This window comes from Bradyrhizobium sp. USDA 3311 (assembly GCF_054062495.1).
The window spans coordinates 8,633,309-8,651,735 of sequence record NZ_JBSSFI010000001.1; the positions used below are offsets into that span (position 1 = coordinate 8,633,309).

21 protein-coding genes and 1 pseudogene are annotated in these 18,427 nt (G+C 64.1%); 10 read left to right on the plus strand and 12 right to left on the minus strand.

The genetic code is table 11. The features are described 5' to 3' along the window. Positions 1-24 precede the first annotated feature (24 nt). Positions 25-966 (minus strand): alpha/beta fold hydrolase, encoded by a 942-nt coding sequence (locus ACVWW6_RS41040; protein WP_246740340.1) that lies wholly within the window; start codon positions 964-966, stop codon positions 25-27. A 100-nt stretch (positions 967-1,066) separates the two neighbouring features. Here ACVWW6_RS41040 and ACVWW6_RS41045 point away from each other — a divergent pair, with 100 nt between their 5' ends. Next, positions 1,067-1,591 (plus strand): MarR family winged helix-turn-helix transcriptional regulator, encoded by a 525-nt coding sequence (locus tag ACVWW6_RS41045; RefSeq protein WP_249162866.1) that lies wholly within the window; start codon positions 1,067-1,069, stop codon positions 1,589-1,591. A gap of 31 nt (positions 1,592-1,622) precedes the next feature. Here ACVWW6_RS41045 and ACVWW6_RS41050 read toward each other — a convergent pair. The 6 genes and pseudogenes from ACVWW6_RS41050 to ACVWW6_RS41075 form a co-directional block, all read right to left on the minus strand. Continuing rightward, positions 1,623-2,778, minus strand: a pseudogene (locus ACVWW6_RS41050) (ABC transporter substrate-binding protein). A 29-nt stretch (positions 2,779-2,807) separates the two neighbouring features. Next, positions 2,808-3,656 carry an amidohydrolase family protein gene (locus ACVWW6_RS41055; RefSeq protein ID WP_456682772.1) on the minus strand — a complete coding sequence of 283 codons (849 nt, stop codon included), beginning with the start codon at positions 3,654-3,656 and terminating at the stop codon, positions 2,808-2,810. Positions 3,657-3,677: 21 nt separating this feature from the next. After that, positions 3,678-4,517: a shikimate dehydrogenase gene (locus ACVWW6_RS41060; RefSeq protein WP_456682773.1), complete on the minus strand. Its 840-nt coding sequence runs from the start codon at positions 4,515-4,517 to the stop codon at positions 3,678-3,680. A 305-nt stretch (positions 4,518-4,822) separates the two neighbouring features. After that, positions 4,823-5,668 (minus strand): SDR family NAD(P)-dependent oxidoreductase, encoded by an 846-nt coding sequence (locus tag ACVWW6_RS41065; RefSeq protein WP_456682774.1) that lies wholly within the window; start codon positions 5,666-5,668, stop codon positions 4,823-4,825. Position 5,669: 1 nt separating this feature from the next. Continuing rightward, the gene (locus ACVWW6_RS41070; protein ID WP_038966526.1) at positions 5,670-6,230 is read right to left on the minus strand and encodes a carboxymuconolactone decarboxylase family protein; all 561 of its coding nucleotides are present in this window, start codon (positions 6,228-6,230) and stop codon (positions 5,670-5,672) included. Further along, on the minus strand, positions 6,208-6,903 hold the full coding sequence (locus tag ACVWW6_RS41075; RefSeq protein WP_060910734.1) for a TetR/AcrR family transcriptional regulator: 696 nt from the start codon (positions 6,901-6,903) through the stop codon (positions 6,208-6,210). The genes ACVWW6_RS41070 and ACVWW6_RS41075 overlap by 23 nt, the downstream gene beginning before the upstream one ends. Before the next feature lie 167 nt (positions 6,904-7,070). Between ACVWW6_RS41075 and ACVWW6_RS41080 the strand changes: the two genes are divergently transcribed. From ACVWW6_RS41080 to ACVWW6_RS41105, 6 genes are all read left to right on the plus strand, one after another. Continuing rightward, positions 7,071-8,282, plus strand: coding sequence for an ABC transporter substrate-binding protein (locus ACVWW6_RS41080; RefSeq protein WP_456682775.1), 1,212 nt, complete (start codon positions 7,071-7,073; stop codon positions 8,280-8,282). 3 nt (positions 8,283-8,285) lie between these two features. Next, positions 8,286-9,179, plus strand: coding sequence for an MBL fold metallo-hydrolase (locus tag ACVWW6_RS41085; protein WP_456682776.1), 894 nt, complete (start codon positions 8,286-8,288; stop codon positions 9,177-9,179). Between the two features lie 11 nt (positions 9,180-9,190). Then, the gene (locus ACVWW6_RS41090; protein WP_456682777.1) at positions 9,191-10,159 is read left to right on the plus strand and encodes a Bug family tripartite tricarboxylate transporter substrate binding protein; all 969 of its coding nucleotides are present in this window, start codon (positions 9,191-9,193) and stop codon (positions 10,157-10,159) included. Positions 10,160-10,196: 37 nt separating this feature from the next. Continuing rightward, a complete protein-coding gene (locus tag ACVWW6_RS41095) occupies positions 10,197-10,736 on the plus strand; it encodes a VOC family protein (RefSeq protein WP_060910730.1) in 540 nt (179 codons plus the stop codon). Positions 10,737-10,824: 88 nt separating this feature from the next. Continuing rightward, complete coding sequence (locus tag ACVWW6_RS41100) at positions 10,825-11,061, plus strand: hypothetical protein (protein WP_456682778.1); 237 nt, start codon at positions 10,825-10,827, stop codon at positions 11,059-11,061. Between the two features lie 52 nt (positions 11,062-11,113). Beyond that, on the plus strand, positions 11,114-11,926 hold the full coding sequence (locus ACVWW6_RS41105) for a class I SAM-dependent methyltransferase (protein WP_060910728.1): 813 nt from the start codon (positions 11,114-11,116) through the stop codon (positions 11,924-11,926). 35 nt (positions 11,927-11,961) lie between these two features. Here ACVWW6_RS41105 and ACVWW6_RS41110 read toward each other — a convergent pair whose 3' ends face one another. From ACVWW6_RS41110 to ACVWW6_RS41120, 3 genes are all read right to left on the minus strand, one after another. Beyond that, entirely contained in the window at positions 11,962-13,524 is a 1,563-nt protein-coding gene (locus tag ACVWW6_RS41110) for a L,D-transpeptidase family protein (RefSeq protein ID WP_456682779.1), read from the minus strand. Positions 13,525-13,951: 427 nt separating this feature from the next. After that, on the minus strand, positions 13,952-15,001 hold the full coding sequence (locus tag ACVWW6_RS41115) for a fatty acid desaturase (protein ID WP_456683236.1): 1,050 nt from the start codon (positions 14,999-15,001) through the stop codon (positions 13,952-13,954). A gap of 730 nt (positions 15,002-15,731) precedes the next feature. Continuing rightward, positions 15,732-16,037 (minus strand): GlsB/YeaQ/YmgE family stress response membrane protein, encoded by a 306-nt coding sequence (locus ACVWW6_RS41120; RefSeq protein WP_038966522.1) that lies wholly within the window; start codon positions 16,035-16,037, stop codon positions 15,732-15,734. A gap of 278 nt (positions 16,038-16,315) precedes the next feature. On the opposite strand from ACVWW6_RS41120, the gene ACVWW6_RS41125 reads away from it, so the two are divergent. The 3 genes from ACVWW6_RS41125 (at position 16,316) to ACVWW6_RS41135 (ending at position 17,713) form a co-directional block, all read left to right on the plus strand. After that, on the plus strand, positions 16,316-16,591 hold the full coding sequence (locus tag ACVWW6_RS41125) for a hypothetical protein (RefSeq protein ID WP_011085033.1): 276 nt from the start codon (positions 16,316-16,318) through the stop codon (positions 16,589-16,591). Between the two features lie 159 nt (positions 16,592-16,750). Further along, positions 16,751-17,428 carry a Crp/Fnr family transcriptional regulator gene (locus ACVWW6_RS41130; protein ID WP_011085032.1) on the plus strand — a complete coding sequence of 226 codons (678 nt, stop codon included), beginning with the start codon at positions 16,751-16,753 and terminating at the stop codon, positions 17,426-17,428. Positions 17,429-17,485: 57 nt separating this feature from the next. After that, the gene (locus ACVWW6_RS41135) at positions 17,486-17,713 is read left to right on the plus strand and encodes a hypothetical protein (protein ID WP_028175197.1); all 228 of its coding nucleotides are present in this window, start codon (positions 17,486-17,488) and stop codon (positions 17,711-17,713) included. 79 nt (positions 17,714-17,792) lie between these two features. Here the strand turns inward: ACVWW6_RS41135 and ACVWW6_RS41140 are convergent, their stop codons facing one another. After that, positions 17,793-18,131 (minus strand): hypothetical protein, encoded by a 339-nt coding sequence (locus tag ACVWW6_RS41140; protein ID WP_049832558.1) that lies wholly within the window; start codon positions 18,129-18,131, stop codon positions 17,793-17,795. 46 nt (positions 18,132-18,177) lie between these two features. Further along, entirely contained in the window at positions 18,178-18,324 is a 147-nt protein-coding gene (locus tag ACVWW6_RS41145) for a hypothetical protein (RefSeq protein WP_156149857.1), read from the minus strand. Positions 18,325-18,427 lie beyond the last annotated feature (103 nt).

The window sequence follows — 18,427 nt, forward strand, 5'->3', positions numbered from 1 at the left end:
AATGTGCCTGCAAGGCGCGGGATCTCAGCATCCGACCGTATCGAGCCAGGCCAGGATCATGGCGGCGAGATCATCGCTGTTGTCCTCGATCATCATCATGTGGCCGTTCCCCTCGATGCCGCGATCCGGAAGCCAGACGAACTCGGCGCCGAGATAGCTCGCCGTCGCCGCATCCACCTCGCGCGGATGGCGCGGGTCGCGGTCCCCGGTCACGATCATGATCGGCCTTTCCCGCAGACGCTCGGGATCAGCAATCCTGAGCCCCCGTCCGCCGATGTTGAAGCGCTCGTTCAGGATTCGCGCGCTCTCCGGCGCAAACGAGCGGCAGTAGTTTTCGAACGCGTGATGCGGAAAGCGCGGCCCGTTGGCCCAATAGGCGGCGGCAAAGTCCGCCGTCAGCCATACCGGCGCATCCTCGCTCGAGTAAACGGGATGACCGGCGCTGGCGTCATCGCGCAGCGCGCGGATCGCTGCCGGATCGTCGGGCAGATCGCGCAACAGATTGGCCGGTGGACCGGGGGCGATGCCGACCACGGCGCGGACCAGATCGGGACGCCGCTCGGCCATCCACCAGGCCATCGGACCGCTCGCCGAATGCACCAGCAGCACGGCCGGCCCGATTTCTTCGATCAGCGCCAGCAGCGACGTCGCCACATCCCGCGTTCCAAGCCGCGAAAAGTCCGGACCTGACGGCGAACGGCCGTGACCGGGCCAGTCCGGCACGAACACGTCCCGGCCAGCCGCAGCAAAGCGCGGCGCCCAACCCGGTCTCCGATCCGGCGTGGCGAGATAGCAGGTCCCGGTGTGACCGGCGCCATGGACCATGACAACAGGCATTTTGCGCAAGGCCACGTGGGACGATCGCACCTGGTCGACATAGACTGGATGCTCCGGCGTTCCCGCATGGAAGCACCGGACCTCGCCGTCGCACGACAGGTCCATCACCCTCTGCCCGGCCAGCGGCATGCTCCTGCGATCCTCCACAACTATCGTCGACGGCCGTTCTTGCGGGCCTCGCAGCGATGTTAAGATCAAGCCGGATCGAAAAGCAACCAGAAAGTCTCATATGAGACCATCTCGAAAATCGACGAACGGCACCACCGGGAGCCATTCACCCGAGCGAAAACCGCTCGCGGCGGTGATAGGCGGCACCGAACTCCAGATCGCCTACAGGATGGGCTACGTGCTGAACTTCTATCGCGAGCCGTCATTCCGGCGGATCGAGATGGAATTCGGCCTGACGCGGCCGGAGATCGTCACCCTGATCTTCCTGGATTTCCGAGAGGGCGTGACCGCGAGCGAGATCTGCGAATTCTCCGGCCATCTCAAGGCCAACATCAGCCGCGGAATCATCGCGCTCGAGAAGAAGAAGCTGATACGGCGTGCCGCCGACAAGACGGACAGCCGCCGCCAGCAATTGTTCATGACGGCGGCCGGGCGGGCGCTCTACGCACAATACATCCCGGCCCTGCGCGAGCGGGAGCGTGCCATGCTCGCGTGCCTCACGCGGGCCGAGCGCAATGAATTCGAGCGCCTGCTCGACAAGCTCGCCGCGCACGTCCCGCACTGGGCTGCGCTCGACGAACTCTGAGGGCGGAGCGATCGCGCGGGCGAGGCGTTCCTCACTCGCCCTTGCCCGCCTTCAGCTTCGGCAATGTCTCGATGATCTTCTGCTTGCCGTCGATGATCTCGGCGAGGAAGCTGGCGCGGTCGATGTCGCCGTTCTGGTCCCAGCTCGCTTCCATCAGCATGCCCGGCGCCTTGTCGGGCCTCAGGGTCAGGCCTTTCATCGCGGCGCCAAAAGCCTTGCTGTCGAACTTGCCGATCTTTTCGGTGACGTATTTGACCAGATAGACCGCGGTGTAGCCCTTGATGCCGTTGTGGTCGGGCCGGTACTTGTAGCGCTCGCTGAATTTCTTCGTGAAGTCCTCGATGGCGGGAATCGGAGCGTCGGCGGAAAGGCCGACATGGCCGCGCACGCCGTTGGCGGCGGGGCCGGCGAGCTCGACCACCTTCTGGCTCAGCAGCGTGGTCTCGCCGAACAATGGCGTCGACAAGCCCTGCCGCTTCGCCTCGATCAGGAAGCGGGCGCACTCCTCTTCATTGGTATAGACGAAAATCGCGTCGGCCTTGGCGCTCTTCAGCTTGATGACGTCGGAGCCGAAATCGACCTGGCCCTGCTCGGTGGAGATATCGGCCGCGATCTCGATATTGCGCGCCTTCATCTCCTTCAGAAAGTTGTCGTGGCCGCCCTTGCCGAAATCATTGTTGACCCAGACCAGCGCGACCGTCTTCACCTTGAGCTTGTCGTGCAGATAGTTGGCGATCTTCGGCATCGAGAATTGCTGACCGAAGGCCGTGCGGTAATATCCAGGGGTTACCTTGCGTGGTGATGTCGGCGGCCTCGGCGCCGACGATCTGCGGAATCTCGGCTGCCTGCGTCAGCGCCATGTTGACCTTGACCGAGCCTGAATAGATCGGCCCGAGCACGACGTAAGGGTCCTTGTCCAAAACCTTCTGCACCTGCGCGCGCGAGATGCCGGGATTGCTCTGGGTGTCGAGATGCTCGGTCTGGATTTTCCGGCCCAGAATGCCGCCGGCATTGTTGATCTCGTCGACCGCGAGCGCGACGCCGTCGCGCCAGTTGGTGCCGGAGACGGCGCCGGGGCCGGACAGCTCGATGACGTCGGGGATGTAGACCGTGCTCTGCGCGCAGGCCGCGCTCGCCCACAGCGATGCCGCAACCGCGATGCTAACCGGCCCTGCAAAGTGCCTCATGACGTCCTCCCTCCCATTTTGCTCTGTTGTTATCTCGCTTGATCCGTCCCGCCGTCGAAGCCGAGCAGCCGTGCCGGCGTTCGCCACAACAGGCGATGCTGATCGCCGGGGTCGGGAAACAGTTGTGTCAGCACCGCGAGCAGCGGACCGTAATCGAGCCGCTCTGGGGCGCGCAGGAACGGATAGTCCGAGCCCCAGACGCAACGGTCGAGCGTGAAGGCCTCGACCAGCGCCGTGATGAACGACCAGGCGTCTTGATACGGATGCGGCTGCTGCGAGAATTTGTAATAGCCTGACAGCTTGACATGCGCGTCTCGCTCGCGGCCGATCTCGAGCAGCGCCTGGAAGGCCTTGCCCTGCAATCCCTGCCCAACGGAGGGCCGGCCGCAATGATCGAACACCAGACGCACATTTGATTTGTCGATCAGCGGTAACAGGTCGAGCAACTGGTCCTGCTCGACCTGGATCTGGAGAAACAGGCCGAGGCTGGTCAGCTTCTCCAGCAGTGGTGCGGTCTCTTGGTAGTAAGCGGCACCGTGGAACGGCACGTTGAAGGCGACGCCGATCACGCCGGCCGCCTTCAGCCGTTCGAGTTCGCTGATGTCGACGTCGTTCTCGACGACGGCGACACCGCGAAAGCGGCCGCCGCCCTGCTGCAACGTATCGAGCAGGATGCGGCTGTCGCTGCCATAGCCGGTGTTGGTGGCGACGACGAGCGCGTGGCGGACATCGAAGGCGTCGAGCGCGCGCAGAAGCTGGACCGCGGGCGCGATCTCCTGCCCGCTCGGCCGGTACGGCGTATCGGCGGAATAGGGAAAGCGGGCGGGATCGATGGCGTGGATGTGGCAGTCGATCCTGGGGGACACCGGCAGCGTCATGGCGCAAAGCTCCCCGGCGGTTCAGAACGTCGCTTCGATGGCCTTGACCAACTCCGGCGTCACGTCGGGCATGACGCCGAACCAAGCCTTGAAAGCGAGCCGGGCCTGATTGAGCAAGAGGCCGAGCCCGTTCACGGTGATGCAGCCGCGCGCGCGGGCTTCGGCCAGGAACGGCGTTTCCAGCGGCGTGTAGATGAGATCGGCGGTGAGCGTTTCGGGCCTCAAGCGCGACAGGTCGATCTCCAGCGCGGCCTTGCCGACCATGCCGCGATCGGTGCAGTTGACGAGCAGGGCGACATCGCCGAGCGCAGCGCCGCGGTCATCCCACGCGACGGTGCTGATTGCGGAGCCGAAATCCCTGGCGAGCGCCTGCGCCTTCTGCGCGGTGCGGTTGGCGATGCGGATCTCGCGCGCGCCATTTTCGAGCAGCGCCACCACCACGGCGCGCGAGGCGCCGCCTGCCCCGAGCAGCAGGATCGGCCCGGCATCGCCGCGCCAGTCAGCCTTGGCGTCGCGCAGGCTCTGCACAAAACCGTTGCCGTCATTATTGAAGCCGGAGAGCGTGCCGTCCGCCTCGACGACGATGGTGTTGACGGCGCCGATGCGCTTCGCGGTCTGGTTGACGCAGTCGAGCATCGGCATCGCCGTCTGCTTGTGCGGCATGGTGACATTGCAGCCGCGGAACCCGAGCGCAATCAGCCCGTCAAGCGCATCCTCCAGCCGCTCCGGCTTCACCGCCAGCGGGACATAGCTGCCGCGGATACCGTGCGCCTTCAGCCAATAATTATGAATGACGGGCGAGCGCGAATGCGCAACCGGCATGCCCATGACACCCGCCAGTCCAAATCCGTCCTGCGACATGCTGCGCTTCCATCCTCGATCGCGCCATTCGGCGTGCGACCATCTTATTTGGTCAGTTGTACAAAGTAATTAGAGGGAATGGCTAGCGCGTGCAATCTGAATCTGGGGACGCGCCGTCGTCCTGGCGAAAGCCAGGACCCATTAGCCCAGGGAGAGGTTGTGGTGCGAAGGGGCAACTGCGAGTTCCCGTAGCCACATCCGACGGTGGTTATGGGTCCTGGCTTTCGCCAGGGCGACGCTGAAGGGGCATCGTGCTTCCAGGCACTCGTCGCGGTCGTAGCCTCGCCACGCAGTGACCGCTCCGATCACATCCCGCTCAGGCCGCTATCCACCGCGAGCGTCTGCGCGGTGACATAGACGCTTTCGTCCGACAGGAAGAACAGCACCGCATAGGCGATCTCCCACGCGGTCGCCTGGCGGCCGAAGGGGACATGGCCCTTGCCGCGCGAGGGGCGGCCGGCGCCGGCTTCGCGGCCGTTGGGAGTGTCGACGAGGCCAGGATAGATGAGGTTGGCGCGGATGCCGCGGCGCGCGCCGAGATGGGCGATGTTGCGCATGAGGCCGCCGAGCGCGGCCTTGGAGGAATCGTACACCGCCATCTGCGAACCGGCTTTCAGCGCGGCGATCGAGGAAATGAAGACGATGGCGCCGCCATCGTCGAATCTCGGCATGGCGGCGCGGCAGCACAGCATGGGGCCGCGGACATTGACGTCGTAGATCCGGTTCCACTCCTCGGGGCTGACGGCATCGAGACCGACCTTGCCGAAGGTGCCGATGTTGAGCACCATGCCGTCGAGCCCACCCATCGCGCGGTGCGCTTCGTCGATCATGCGGACGACGTCGGGCTCGGACGTGACGTCGGCGGCAATGGCAAATGCCTCACCACCTTCGGCGGTGATGCGCCTCACCGTCTGTTCGGCCGAGGTGCGGTTGAGATCGGCGACCGCGACCTTCGCACCCTCGCGCGCGCAAAGGATGCTCATGGCGCGGCCGTTTCCGATCGGATCGGTTAAGGCATCGAACACGCGCTGGCCGCCGCCGACGATCAGGATGCGGCGGCCGCTCAGGCGCCCCCTGCCCGGCGCTTCGCCCAGCGATTCCGCGCTCGGCGGACGGACGTAACGCTCCGGCTTGGTCTCGGTTTCCGTCATGTCAGCCGCCCTGCTTCTTACCGCCGTCATAGACCTTCATGCCCGCCGCGGGATCGAGATCGGTTTCCGTTGCCTCGGTGACGCGCGCCATCATCATGTAGAAACCGAGCGCGACGATGGATTCCACGACCTCCTGGTCGCTGAAGTGGCGGCGCATGGCGGCAAAGGTCGCCTCGGGAACGCGGACGTTCTCGACGACCTCGCGGCCGAATTTGAGCAGCGCGCGCTCAGCCTCGCTTAAGCCGGCTGCATCGTAGTCACTGCGCTCGACCGCATCGATCTGCGCTTGCGTACAGCCGACACCGAGCGCGATCGGAACATGCTGGCGCCACTCATAGGCGCCGCCTTCGAGCTGGGCGGCCTGGAGGATCAAGAGCTCGCGGTTGACGGCGCTGAGCTTCTGCTTGTGCAGGATCGAATTGCCGAGCCGCATCGCCGGGATCATGTTGGCCTCGGCATGAGCCATCATGCGAAAGATGTTCAGCTTGACCGGCATGCGGTCGAACGACGCGCGGATGTCGCCGCTCGTCGTCTCCGGATCAATCAGGGGCAGCCTTGCCACGCGTTTCTCCCTTGGGCTTTCGTTTCTTGTTGTCGTCATTGCCTGCCGCGATCAGCGACAGGAAGAAGGCGAGGTAGCGGTCGATCGCCTCGATCACCTTCGGCCGCGACGACGGCGTCGCGCCCATCACGTAATGTTCGAGGCGGATATAGATGAGGCCCGCCGCGAACAGCCGCGCGGTCTCGCGCGGGTCCGGCGTCGAGACGAGGCCCGCGAGCGCAAAGCCGCGGAAGTAATCCGTCATCAGGCTCTGCTCGCGCGCGTAAAAATGGTCGGCGAACTTGGCACGGATGCCGGGCACGCGGTTTCGCTCGGCGGTGATCACCTTCTGGAACTGATGCTCGCGCGGATCGGACCATTGCTCGACGAGGTCCAAGGCAAACTGCCGGCAGAACGCGGCGGGCTGGCGCGCAAGCTGCTTGTAGCGCGGCTCCTCCAGCCGGCTCGCCGAGCTGGCAGGGCCGTGCTCGGCAACGATCGCTTCCAGGATCGCGGCCTTGCCGGCGAAATGATTGTAGAGGCTGCTCTCGCGAATGCCGACACGGCGCGCGAGCTCGCGCATCGAGGCGCCGCCATAGCCGCTCTGCGCGAACAGGTTGAGCGCTTCGGAGAGGATGCGCTCGCGGGTGGTGGGCGCAGCCGCTGCCGCCGCGCTGGAGGTGTGGACAGCCATGCGACTTGACTAACGAACGATCGTTCGCTAGTCAACCGTACGAACGATCGTTCGTTTGCCAGTCTGGCGGCTACGGTCGCGGCCCGCAAATCCGGTTGCGGGCCCTGTTCTCGCGTTTCAACTCCGCTCCCTTGAGAGGCGGAGAGCAAATCTGGGGAGACGACCTCATGGCGCGCTTTGCCCGCCTTCGCCTGGCCGCGGCCTGCATCCTGTTGCCCATGCTCGCGGCAAGCATCGCCCAGGCGCAAAGCGCAAAATACGATCCCGGCGCCGACGACAAGACCATCAAGATCGGCACCACCGCGCCGCTGAGCGGCCCGGTCTCGGCTTTCGCGCAGATCGCGAAATCCGCCGAGGCCTATTTCCGCAAGGTGAACGACGATGGCGGCGTCAACGGGCGGCGCATCCAGATGATCATCGCCGATGACGCCTACAGCCCGCCGAAGACGGTGGAGCAGACGCGGCGGCTGGTCGAGAGCGAGGAAGTGCTCTTGATCTTCGGCGGCGTCGGCACGCCGACCAACAGCGCCGTGCACAAATACCTCAACGATCGCAAGGTGCCGCAGCTCTTCCTGGGCTCGGGCGCCGCGAAGTGGGACGATCCGAAGAACTTTCCGTGGACCGTGGGCTGGCAGCCGACCTATCGCGACGAGGCGATCGCCTATGCCAAGTACATCAAGGCAAGCCATGCCAATGCGAAGATCGGCGTGCTCTACCAGAACGACGATCTCGGCAAGGACTATCTGAAGGCGCTGGAGGAAGGGCTCGGCGGTGGCGAAGCGATCGTGGCGCGCGCCGCTTACGAGACCACGGCGCCGACCGTGGACACGCAGATCCTGCAACTGAAGACTGCTGGCGCCGATGTGGTGCTGGTTGCGGCGACGCCGAAGTTTGCGGCGCAGGCGATCCGCAAGATCGGCGAGATCGGGTGGAAGCCCGTGACCATCATCTCCAACGTCTCGGCCTCGATCAGCGGCGTGCTGGAGCCCGCCGGCAGGGACAATTCCACCGGAATCATCTCCAGCCAGTACCTGAAGGACGCGACCGACCCCGCGCTGAAGGACGATGCCGGCTACAAGGAGTGGCTCGCCTTTATGGACAAGTACCTGCCTGAAGCCAACAAGAGCGACTGGCTCAACGTCTATGGCTATACCATCGCGCAGACGCTGGTCACCGTGCTGAAGGCATCCGGCAACGACCTCACCCGCGCCAATGTGATGAAGCAGGCGACGACGCTCAAGGACGTCAAGCTGCCGATGCTGATTAACGGCACCACGGTGAACAACTCGCCGGAGCGCTATACGCCGATGACGAGCCTCCAACTGATCCGCTTCGACGGCACGCGCTGGGTGCCGTTCAGCGAACTCCTGAAGAACTGAGCGATGCGGCAGGTCAAGGTCGGCGGCATGCGGGTCGATCTCATCAGCGAGATCGCTTCGCTTGCCTTCGACAAGAGCTGGCTGTTCGCCAACGTCACCGAAGCCGTGATCGCGGAGAACCGGAGCTGGCTCGATCACCGCTATATCGAGCCGGGGACCGGCCGCTTCATCCTCAGCCACCACTCCTATCTCGTGCGCGCGCCGCGCTGGACCGCCATCGTCGATACCTGCTGCGGCAATCACAAGAAACGGCCGCGCGTCCCGGTCTGGAACGACCTCAACCAGCCTTATCTCGAAAACATGCGGGCGCTTGGCGTTGCGCCTGAAGAGGTCGACTTCGTGATGTGCACGCATCTGCATGTCGATCACGTCGGCTGGAACACGCGGCTCCTCGACGGCCGCTGGGTGCCGACCTTCCCCAACGCGCGCTATTTGATGGGACGCGAGGAGTACCGGCATTTCGAGGCGGCGCACTATGCCGCACCGAAGCACCCGGTGAACCACGGCTCGTTCGAAGACTCCGTGCTGCCGGTGGTCGCGGCCGGCCTCGCCGAATTCGTCGAGACAGACCATCGCCTGCTCGATGACCGCGACGCGGCCTTGCGCTTCGCGCCGGCGCCGGGCCACACCGCCGGCAACATGCAGATCCACCTCAACGGCGGCCACGATCACGCCGTCATGTCGGGCGACGTCATCCATCACCCGATCCAGTGCGCCGCACCGTGGCTGTCCAATGCCGCCGATGTCGATCCGGCCGCGGCGGTCGCGACGCGGATGGCGCTGCTGGAAGAGCTCGCAGATACGCCGAGCTATCTGCTCACCGGCCATTTTCCCGCGCCGACCGCCGGACGCGTGATCCGGCATGGCGACACTTACAGATTTCGTTTCGAGGATTAGGGGAAGCCATCATGATGCTGCGCACCGTCACGCTTTCGTTTCTCGCATTGCTGTCGGCGGCGTTGCCCGTCCGGGCCGAGGATCCCGCCGCCTACCCCACCCACAAGATCAGGATGCTGCTTCCTTACGCGGCTGGCGGCGGCGGCGATGTGGTCGGCCGGTTGCTCGCGGACAGGATGGGCAAGACGCTCGGGCAGAGCATCTATATCGAGAACCACACGGGTGCGGCCGGTACGCTCGGCACGCAAATGGTCGCGGCGTCGCCGAACGACGGCTACACCATCACCGTCGGCGGCATGACCACGCATGTGCTGGCGCCCGCGATCTATCCAAAGCTGGCTTACGATCCGATCAAGGATTTCACGACGATCGGCCGCGTCGGCACCTCCTCGATCATGCTGGTGGCGACCAAGGACTTTGCCGCCAATGACATCAAGGACCTGATTGCGCTCGCCAGGAAGGGCGAGCCGATCCAGTATGGCAGCTGGGGCGTCGGCTCGACCGGGCAATTCTGCGCGGAGATCTTGATGCAGCAGAGCGGCATCAAGATGGATCACGTGCCCTTCAACGGCATCGCGAAACTCGCCGGCGACCTGCTCGGCGGCCACATCTCGCTTGCGACACTCGACATGGCGACCGCGACGCCGCTGGTGAAGGACGGCTCGATCAAGGCGCTGGCCGCCTGCGGCGAGCGCTCGCCGAGCCTGCCCGACGTCGCGAGCTACAAGGAACAGGGCGTGGCGTTCGACCGCAGCCTGTCCTGGGCGATGTATGCGCCGGCGGGCCTTGCCGAGCCGGTCGCCAAGAAGCTCTCGGCGGCCCTGAAGGACGCGCTCGGCGATGCCGAGGTGAAGGAGAAGCTGCTGGCGCTCGGAATCACGCCGCAATTCGTCCCCGGCGAGGAGCAGCGCGACATCAACGCGCGCGACATCGCGGCCTGGAAGCAGGTTGCCAAGGACGCCGGCATCGAGGTCAAGTGAACCCAGGTCAAGTGAACAAGGCAAGAGGAGCGCGGGCATGAGCCGCATCTTCGGCGCGGTGCGCCAGAACGGATATGTGGTGCGGGACATCCACGCCGCGATGAGGCACTGGATCGAGGTGATGGGCGTCGGCCCCTGGTACTACATGGACCGCGTCCGGACCGACTGGTTCCGCCATCGCGGCCAGGACTCTCGCATAGAGATGAGCATTGCGCTCGCCAATTCCGGCGATCTCCAGATCGAGCTGATCCAGCAGCGCAACGACGCGCCCTCGCTGTACAAGGAATTCCTCGACGCCGGCCACGAAGGACTCCAGCACATGTCGTACTGGAGCCACGACTATCAGGCGCTCTACGACAAGGCGCTCGCGCTCGGCTACAGGATCGGCCACGAGGGCCAGATCGGCGGCGACAAGGGACGCTTTGCCTATTTCGACACCCAGGCGCATCCGGGAACAGTGATCGAGATCTCCGACACCAGCGGCACCAAGGGGCCGTTCTTCGAGAAGGTCCGGCAGGCGGCGATGAACTGGGACGGATCGCGGCCGATCCGGGAGGTCGGCGGCGGTAAGTCCTAGAACCTTCGCCGGTTTGCGGCGACAGCAAGCGCCGGACGAAATCAAATAGAAATTGTATTGCGGCCCCGGTCGGATATTCTCGCCGACATTGCAATCCCGGCTCGGGGGCCGTGATGAAGTTCTTTTTTCTATTTCTTCTCAGCGCCTGGCGCTCGCCTTCCAGCCGACCGCAGCATTGGCCGACCAGCGCATAGCGCTGGTGATGGGCAATTCGGCCTATCAACGCGCACCCAAGCTCGCGAATGCCACCAACGACGCGGACCTTCTCGAAGCGCGCAAGGCGATGCAGGAACCGGCGGGGTTCACATCGCTGCTCGCCCGGTAGATGGCGTTCCATGGTAGCTTGATCCCGTGTCCGAACCTTCAGCGAGGCAAACATGTCCTCTACCGACAAGGTCTTCGCCGGCTCGATCCCGAAAATCTACGACGAGTATCTCGTCCCGCTGATCTTCGCCCACTACGCCGCCGACATCGCCAGGCGTGTCGCCGCGCTCTCCCCATCAACGCTGCTGGAAACCGCCGCAGGCACCGGCGCCGTGACGCGGGCCGTGACGGCAGCGCTGCCTCCCGGCATCCGTTACGTCGCGACCGATCTCAACGAGCCGATGCTCGCGGTCGCGGCGCAGCGCCAGGCCGATGACGATCGCATTACCTGGCGCCCGGCGGATGCCATCGCGCTGCCGTTCGACGACGCAGCGTTCGACGTGGTCTGCTGCCAGTTCGGCGCCATGTTCTTTCCGGATCGCATCAAGGGTTACGCCGAGGCGAAGCGGGTCTTACGGCCGGAAGGCACGTTCGTGTTCAACGTCTGGGACCGCATCGAGGAGAACGTGTTCGCCGACGAGGCGACGGCCGTGCTCGGAAAGATCTTTCCCGACGATCCGCCGCGTTTCATGGCGCGGACGCCGCACGGCTATCACGACAAGGCCGTCATCAACGCCGATCTGGAGCAAGCGGGCTTCCGCCACATCTCAATCGAAACGCTTCCTGCCGTGAGCCGCGCGCCGACACCCGAATATGTGGCGTTCGCATACTGCCAGGGGACGCCGCTGCGAAACGAGATCGAGGCAAGGGATGCGAGCAAGCTTGAGGCCGCGACGGACGCCGTTGCCGAGGCGATCCGAATGCGCCATGGGCCCGGCCCCGTCGAAGCCAGGATTCAGGCCCTGGTGATCACGGCGCGACCTTAGTCGAAGGAGAGCTCGCTCCCCGACGGCTGCGCGTCCTACCAGAAGCTCCGCGGCATCGGCTGCGCCGGCTGATAGTACGGGTACTGGCCGCCGCGCTGCCGGCGCGGATTGACCGGTTGCGGGTTCGGATCGCGCTGGAAGAAGAAGCCGAAGCCGTTGCCGCCATTGTCCCAGCTGTCGTCGCTCGCAATGTCCATCGGAGGCGCGGTCGGCTTGCGCGTGATGAAGCCGCCCTGGGGATGGTTGCTCAGCACTGCGACGAATTCGGTGCGGTAGTTGGTCTCGCTGCTCAGTGGCTCGTCCGAGATGATGATCGACGAACGCGGCAATGCGGTCGGCGCGATGCGATCCCAAACGTCCTGCGGAATGGTGATGCGATCGAGCGCGTCCTTGGCATCGTCGCCGTTTTCGATCGTGACCACGCTCCAGCGCAGGCCGGTATCGTTCTTCGCCATCGCCGTGAAGATATGCGTGCCGAGCGGCTGGTCGGGATTGCGGATCGTGACCGGGACCTCGATGCTGGTGTCGAACACCTCGCCGCCGCCATCCGGCGCCGGCTTGTGCGTGTTCCGCCGCACATAGAGCTTCTGCGTGGCGCGGCTGACGTAGACCGAGACCGGCTCGAGCGCGAGCTTTGCGTCGGTCGCAGCCTTCACGATCTCGGCCTTCTTGGTCGCAGCCGCCTTCGCGGCCTCCTTCGTGGCGGCGACGGCGTCGCGCTTCGGTTGCGCAGCGGCCTTGGCGGTGTCGAGCTGCGTTGTCGCATCGGCAGCCTTGGTGGCGGCCTTCTGCTTCAGCTCCTCGGCCTTGGCGCGGGCCTGATCGGTCTTTGCCGCCGCGAGCGACTTGTCGGCAAAAGCAAGCTCGGCATCGGCGCGGGCTTTCTGCTGTTCCAGCTTGCGCAGCGAGGCGGGAAGCGAGGCGGCCTCCTTCGCGGCGATCGCCGCGGCCTTCTTGGCCTCGTCGGCGGCCCGGGTCGCCTCCTCGGCTTCGGCGGAGAGCTTGTCGGCCCGGCTCGGCACCGCCGCAATGGCTTCGCGCTTCGGCACGAACAGCGAGGGATGGTTGAAATCGACCGGGGCCGCGTCGTTCGGCGAGATGATCACGCGCATGCCGATGTTGGTCCTGTCGAACAGCCCCTCCGCAAAGCCGAAGGGCATCCGCACGCAGCCATGCGAGGCGGCATAGCCCGGCAGCGGCCCGCCATGCAGCGCGATACCGTTCCAGGTGATGCGCTGCATGTTGGGCATCCAGGCATCGTCATACATGGTCGAGTGGTGGTCCTTGTCCTTCTCGACGACGGCGAAGACGCCGGCCGGCGTCTCGCGCCCGGTGGTGCCGGTGGACACCGGCGCACGCAGGATCCAGCCGTCGGCGTCGTAGAAGGTGACCTGCTGGCTCTTGATCGACACGATCGCCATGATCGGCTCGCCGGCCTCGCGCGGCGCCACCGCCTCGGCCGGCTGGCGCGCCTGCTTGGCCGCGGCCGCCGGGTTCACCACGGCAAGCACGGCCAACGCCGCAAGCGCGATCCTGCCGGGAGGGGCCCAACGCCGCATCGCCAGGGTGGATTGCGCCGTCGTCAGTCGGTTTTTCATGCCATGCCCCGGTCGAAATGCCAGTCCGCGCTCATGTCGATTAGGTCTCAGATTGCGATCTTTGGATTAAGAAATCGCAGCCGCCATACGTTCCGTCTGTGGCGATATTTGGCACGTTCCAACGACAAATCTCTCATATACGACGGCTCGCGCGGGCGGAAGGGTGGCTCCCGGCCAAGGCTGGTCCGAGGCTGGCGGCGATCGCTGCGGCAGAATGTCCGCCTTGGAGGGGGCGGATCCGCCGGTTTTCCCCCCGTTGCGGTGGAGCGCCGCGGCGATCACGACCCGGATCACAACGGTGCGGCGCAAACCGGCCTATATTCTTTGAACCGGCAGGCTTTGGTTGAGAATGGTGGCTAAACGCCCGGCACCTTCCGGCCGAACCTCGGCAGTAAACACCACTGCGGGGCGCGCACCTTCACGACCCTCAGCGGCCTCGCCGCGAGGCGGCCGCCGGCGTCGGCGAGGCGATTGAGGTCAAGGCTGCCTCTCCAAAGGAGACAAGCCGCAAGCGCTCCTCATCCCACAAGGTCAGCCGCACGGTCCGCAAGCTCTGGAGCAGCGTAATCCGTCCGACGCCGGCGAGTTGCGGATGGTCCCGCAACACGTCCGGCAGGCGATAGCAGGGAATTCGACTGCACAAATGATGGATGTGGTGGACGCCGATATTCGCCGTGAACCATCGCAAGACACCCGGCAATTGGTAGTGCGAGCTGCCGTACAGCGCAGCGTCGTGAAAATTCCAGTTCTCGTCGTGGGACCAGTGGGTGTGCTCGAATTGGTGCTGGACGTAGAACAGCCAGACACCGATCGACGCCGCCAGAACGATGATCGGCAGGTGAACCAGCAGGAACGGCCCATAGCCGACCAGCCGGATCATCGCGCCGACGAGAACCGCGATCGCGACGTTCGTGCCCATTGTGCTCAGCCAGGGCTTCCAGCCAACACGCATCAGCCCGACCGGCAAGCGATGCTTCAAGATGAACAAATACGAGGGACCGACGCCAAACATCACGAGGGGATGGCGATACAAACGGTACAGCATCCGACCCCATAGGGGCTGATCGCGAAACTCGCGCACGGTCAACGTATCGATGTCGCCCGAGCCTCTGTGATCGAGATTGCCGGAGTTCGCATGGTGGCGTGCATGGTTATGTCGCCAGTAATCGTATGGCGTCAGTGTCATCACGCCGATGGCGCGGCCGACCCAATCGTTCGCAACGCGGCCGCGGAAGAACGAGCCATGTCCGCAATCGTGCTGGATCATGAAGAGACGGACCAGCAAACCCGCCGCGGGCACCTCGAGCAGCAGGGCAAACCAATAGCCGTGATCAAGAGCGGCCCAGATCAGAACCCAGATGATGACGAGCGGCACCGCCGTGATCGCCAGCTCGAGGACACCGCGCGCACTGTCGGGCTCGCGGTAGCGGGCGAGCATCCGCGCCGTCGCGCGGATCTCCGGCGTTCTCTCAGTCATTTCTGGTCTGTTCCCGATGTCCGCCGAAGAAGTATCGTTATCGCCCACGGACGCCTCCGGCAGCAGTTCTGAGGTCCTGCCCCGCACGCACTCATATTGATCCGAGCCTGGATGTCCTGCTGAGCAATATTGCTCACGCCGGGAGCCGGCGTCCCGCCGAATTGGCCTGCCCCCCATGACACACCGCGACTGAGATGGGAAGGGACGCAGGTCGGAGATGTTCACCGACCGGCCGGCGATTTTCCGGCAATGTGAGCAATATTGAACTGAAGCTGACACGCGAGCGCGGCATGCTGGCCATGACGCAGCCGGCGAATCGGCTGTCATCGGCGGCGGCTTCGGGTACAGCGTACCCCGCCATATGGGCAGGAGCTTCATATGTCCGAGGTCTATGCTCGTCCAGAACCGACGCTGATTCCGATACCCCGGCCACTCTGCCCGGCCTGCCAGAGCCGCATGATGCTGATCCACGTCGGGGCAAGCTGCGACGGTCCCAATCTTCGAATCTTCGAATGTGCCAAATGCGGGAACGTCCACAAGATATCCATGGACGACCCGATGAGATCAGCCAAATAGCAGCTGAAGGGGAACGCTCAAGGAAGCGGCCCCAGCACGGGGGTGCGAACCGGGGCCGCCATTCATCGGGTATGATGAGTGGGCATCATATCCGGTCGCCATCACCAAGTAGTCCCGGCGACGTTCGTTCCAGGCAGACTCTCACGATGCCCGCCTACCAGCGTTTGCGCCAAACGCCGCCCCAGCTTCCGCCCCATCGGCTTCGTCCGCGGACGAGCCCGATGATCATGAGCAGCAAGACCGCGCCGACCGCGGCGTCGATGATCTGCGAGACGATCCCCGAACCGAGATGGATTCCCAGCTGCGGAAATAACCAGCTCGCGATGAAGGCGCCCGCTATTCCCACGACGAGATCGCCGACCAGGCCCAAGCCCGTACCCATGACGATCTGGCCCGCAAGCCAACCGGCCGCGATGCCCACAGCCAATATGACGAGAAGGCTTTCACCAGATATGTTCATTTTCACCTCACCAACGGACGACCAAGCAGTGTTCCGTCACCCGTCAGACTAGACCCGGGCAAGGGCGGATGATGTGCAAAACTGCTCAGATGCCGATCGTATGATCGGCGCGCGGCTCAGGATCAGTTGCGGACCATTCCTTCAAAGCTGAGCAATTTTGCTCTGCAGCAGAGCGAGCCAACCGATAGGCTCTCTGATGGCCGTCCCTCGACCGGCACGAAGAGGGGTCGACAAGTGGCGCGGCTGACGCCTCTGCAGTTCGTCCAGGAGATCTCACCTTGACTATCAGAACAACACGGACCACCGTTTCGTTCGCCAATCCCTTCGTCCTTCAGGGCCTGGAGGGCACTCAGCCCGCCGGTGAATATGTCGTCGTCACTGACGACGAGCAGATCGAAGGGTTGTCGAGGATCGCCTATCGGCGCGTGGCGACGCTGCTTCAGACGCCCGCGAGGTCTGCCCCCCAATTACTGATCCAGTTCTACTCGGTCAGCCAAACGGAGCTGGATGCCGCACTCATGAAGGACCGGCATCAGACGGTCGTACGGCATTGAGAGCGCAGGCGAGCCGTATGGCGAGCCGGCCGAGGCCGCCGCCACAATTGCCTGGCCGGGATCACCGGGGGGCCCGAAGGCGGACGCAAGATTTGCCTAACGCGCCCGGCCCCGGCCCTGCTAAACTGAAGCCCCCTCCATCAGGTTCTTGACGACGTTATGCTAAAAGCGGCGAAAAGCTCGTTCGATCCAAAACTCTTTCTCGCCAAGGTCGGCGAGGGCAAAGCCATACTGAAATTCGACAAGAACCAGGTCGTGTTCTCGCAGGGCGACGCCGCGGACACGGTTTTCTACATCCAGAAGGGCAGGATCAAGGTTCTCGTCGTCTCCGAGCAGGGCAAGGAAGCCGTGGTCGGAATCATGGAGCCCGGACAATTCTTCGGCGAAGGTTGCCTGAACGGCCATCCCTTGCGGATTTCGACAACGGTGGCGATGGAGCAATGCCTGGTCACGTCGATCGCGAAATCGGCTATGCTTGCGATACTCAAGGGCGAGCCAAAGTTCTCCGAGTTGTTCATGGAGTATCTGCTCAGTCGAAACAGCCGCATCGAAGAAGACCTGATCGACCAGTTGTTCAATTCGAGCGAGAAGCGGCTTGCGCGTCTTCTCCTGCTCCTGGCGAATTTTGGCAAGGATGGCGCTACGCAGCCCATCACGGCGCAGGTCAGTCAGGAGACGCTCGCAGAGATGATCGGGACGACCCGCTCACGCGTCAGCTTTTTCATGAACAAATTTCGCAAGCTCGGCTTTATCACCTACAACGGCAAGATCGAGGTTCACAGTTCCCTCCTGAACGCGGTCTTGTATGACAAGCCTGAGATCGTGAGGGACGACTGAGACAGTTGGGGGCAAGAACGCCTCGAGCCGCCTCCTGCAACGATATGAAGGTACCCCATGAAAAAGCCGACCGCGCACGTCGACGAGATCGCGCCGAGAATCATTCAAAGGGCTGACGTCGCACCGGCCGATGGCTTCACGCTTGTGGTCGATGGCCACTTCAAGACCCGTTACGACAGCGAAACTGCTGCCCGAGAAGCCGGCGCCGAGTTGCTCGGCAGATTCCCAATGCTGCAAATCCTGGTCTACGATGCTGCGACCGGGATGCGGTCGCCGCTGCAATAGATTTTCGGCGTGACCGGGCCCGCATCGGGTGTCGTTGCGGGCCTGTGCGAAGTGTTCGTGAAGCTCTCGGAATGCAGGATCATCCTTTCTTGGGACGATCGGACGGGGTGTCCGAGACCTGCCGGCGCAGACGTATTGCTTCCGCAAAGCTGTCAGATGGCTGCCTTTGCGGAGCGGGACGGTTCTCGGGCTCGTCAGGCTCCGGTGCTCGCAGGACGGAGAGCAGCGCTTCGCTGTCGCGGTCCAGACGCTTGTCAGCACCCGACGCGTCGAGCGTATGGCCGACCAACTCGCCCGAGAGACGATAGATATTGTTCCCCCGGAGATCGTAGACTTTCTTGCCGGTGAGGTCGAAGATCGATGTGCCGTTCAGAACCCCGGCGCGGATTCCCCTGTTGTTGAATATGTATCCGCTCACCACACATCTCCCATCGACGGCCCTTTGGCGGTACGCCGGCGACCGCCTATCGGGTCGCAACCCGGCCTTTCGCCTCCTCCTCGGCCAGACGTATCATGAGCCATTGCCGCCGGACGTCGTCTTTGGCCAGATCGATCTGCCGTCTGAGGATTTTGAGGTTTTCGAGGTGGATGAAGTCTTCCAGGTCCTCCATTCGGGGGCACCCGCTCAGGTCGGTGGCCTCAAATCGTGACTGGCGAGCCAGAGGGCCGCGGCCGATCTCATCGGATCGGTTTCGACTGCGGCAGCACGAATGT

Excerpts from the sequence above, each read along its gene's own strand:
- ACVWW6_RS41040 (WP_246740340.1), bottom strand. The coding sequence starts at position 966 with ATGCCGCTGGCCGGGCAGAGGGTGATGGACCTGTCGTGCGACGGCGAG.
- ACVWW6_RS41045 (WP_249162866.1), top strand. The coding sequence starts at position 1,067 with ATGAGACCATCTCGAAAATCGACGAACGGCACCACCGGGAGCCATTCA.
- ACVWW6_RS41055 (WP_456682772.1), bottom strand. The coding sequence starts at position 3,656 with ATGACGCTGCCGGTGTCCCCCAGGATCGACTGCCACATCCACGCCATC.
- ACVWW6_RS41060 (WP_456682773.1), bottom strand. The coding sequence starts at position 4,517 with ATGTCGCAGGACGGATTTGGACTGGCGGGTGTCATGGGCATGCCGGTT.
- ACVWW6_RS41065 (WP_456682774.1), bottom strand. The coding sequence starts at position 5,668 with ATGACGGAAACCGAGACCAAGCCGGAGCGTTACGTCCGTCCGCCGAGC.
- ACVWW6_RS41075 (WP_060910734.1), bottom strand. The coding sequence starts at position 6,903 with ATGGCTGTCCACACCTCCAGCGCGGCGGCAGCGGCTGCGCCCACCACC.
- ACVWW6_RS41080 (WP_456682775.1), top strand. The coding sequence starts at position 7,071 with ATGGCGCGCTTTGCCCGCCTTCGCCTGGCCGCGGCCTGCATCCTGTTG.
- ACVWW6_RS41085 (WP_456682776.1), top strand. The coding sequence starts at position 8,286 with ATGCGGCAGGTCAAGGTCGGCGGCATGCGGGTCGATCTCATCAGCGAG.
- ACVWW6_RS41090 (WP_456682777.1), top strand. The coding sequence starts at position 9,191 with ATGATGCTGCGCACCGTCACGCTTTCGTTTCTCGCATTGCTGTCGGCG.
- ACVWW6_RS41095 (WP_060910730.1), top strand. The coding sequence starts at position 10,197 with ATGAGCCGCATCTTCGGCGCGGTGCGCCAGAACGGATATGTGGTGCGG.
- ACVWW6_RS41105 (WP_060910728.1), top strand. The coding sequence starts at position 11,114 with ATGTCCTCTACCGACAAGGTCTTCGCCGGCTCGATCCCGAAAATCTAC.
- ACVWW6_RS41110 (WP_456682779.1), bottom strand. The coding sequence starts at position 13,524 with ATGAAAAACCGACTGACGACGGCGCAATCCACCCTGGCGATGCGGCGT.
- ACVWW6_RS41115 (WP_456683236.1), bottom strand. The coding sequence starts at position 15,001 with ATGACTGAGAGAACGCCGGAGATCCGCGCGACGGCGCGGATGCTCGCC.
- ACVWW6_RS41120 (WP_038966522.1), bottom strand. The coding sequence starts at position 16,037 with ATGAACATATCTGGTGAAAGCCTTCTCGTCATATTGGCTGTGGGCATC.
- ACVWW6_RS41130 (WP_011085032.1), top strand. The coding sequence starts at position 16,751 with ATGCTAAAAGCGGCGAAAAGCTCGTTCGATCCAAAACTCTTTCTCGCC.
- ACVWW6_RS41135 (WP_028175197.1), top strand. The coding sequence starts at position 17,486 with ATGAAAAAGCCGACCGCGCACGTCGACGAGATCGCGCCGAGAATCATT.
- ACVWW6_RS41145 (WP_156149857.1), bottom strand. The coding sequence starts at position 18,324 with ATGGAGGACCTGGAAGACTTCATCCACCTCGAAAACCTCAAAATCCTC.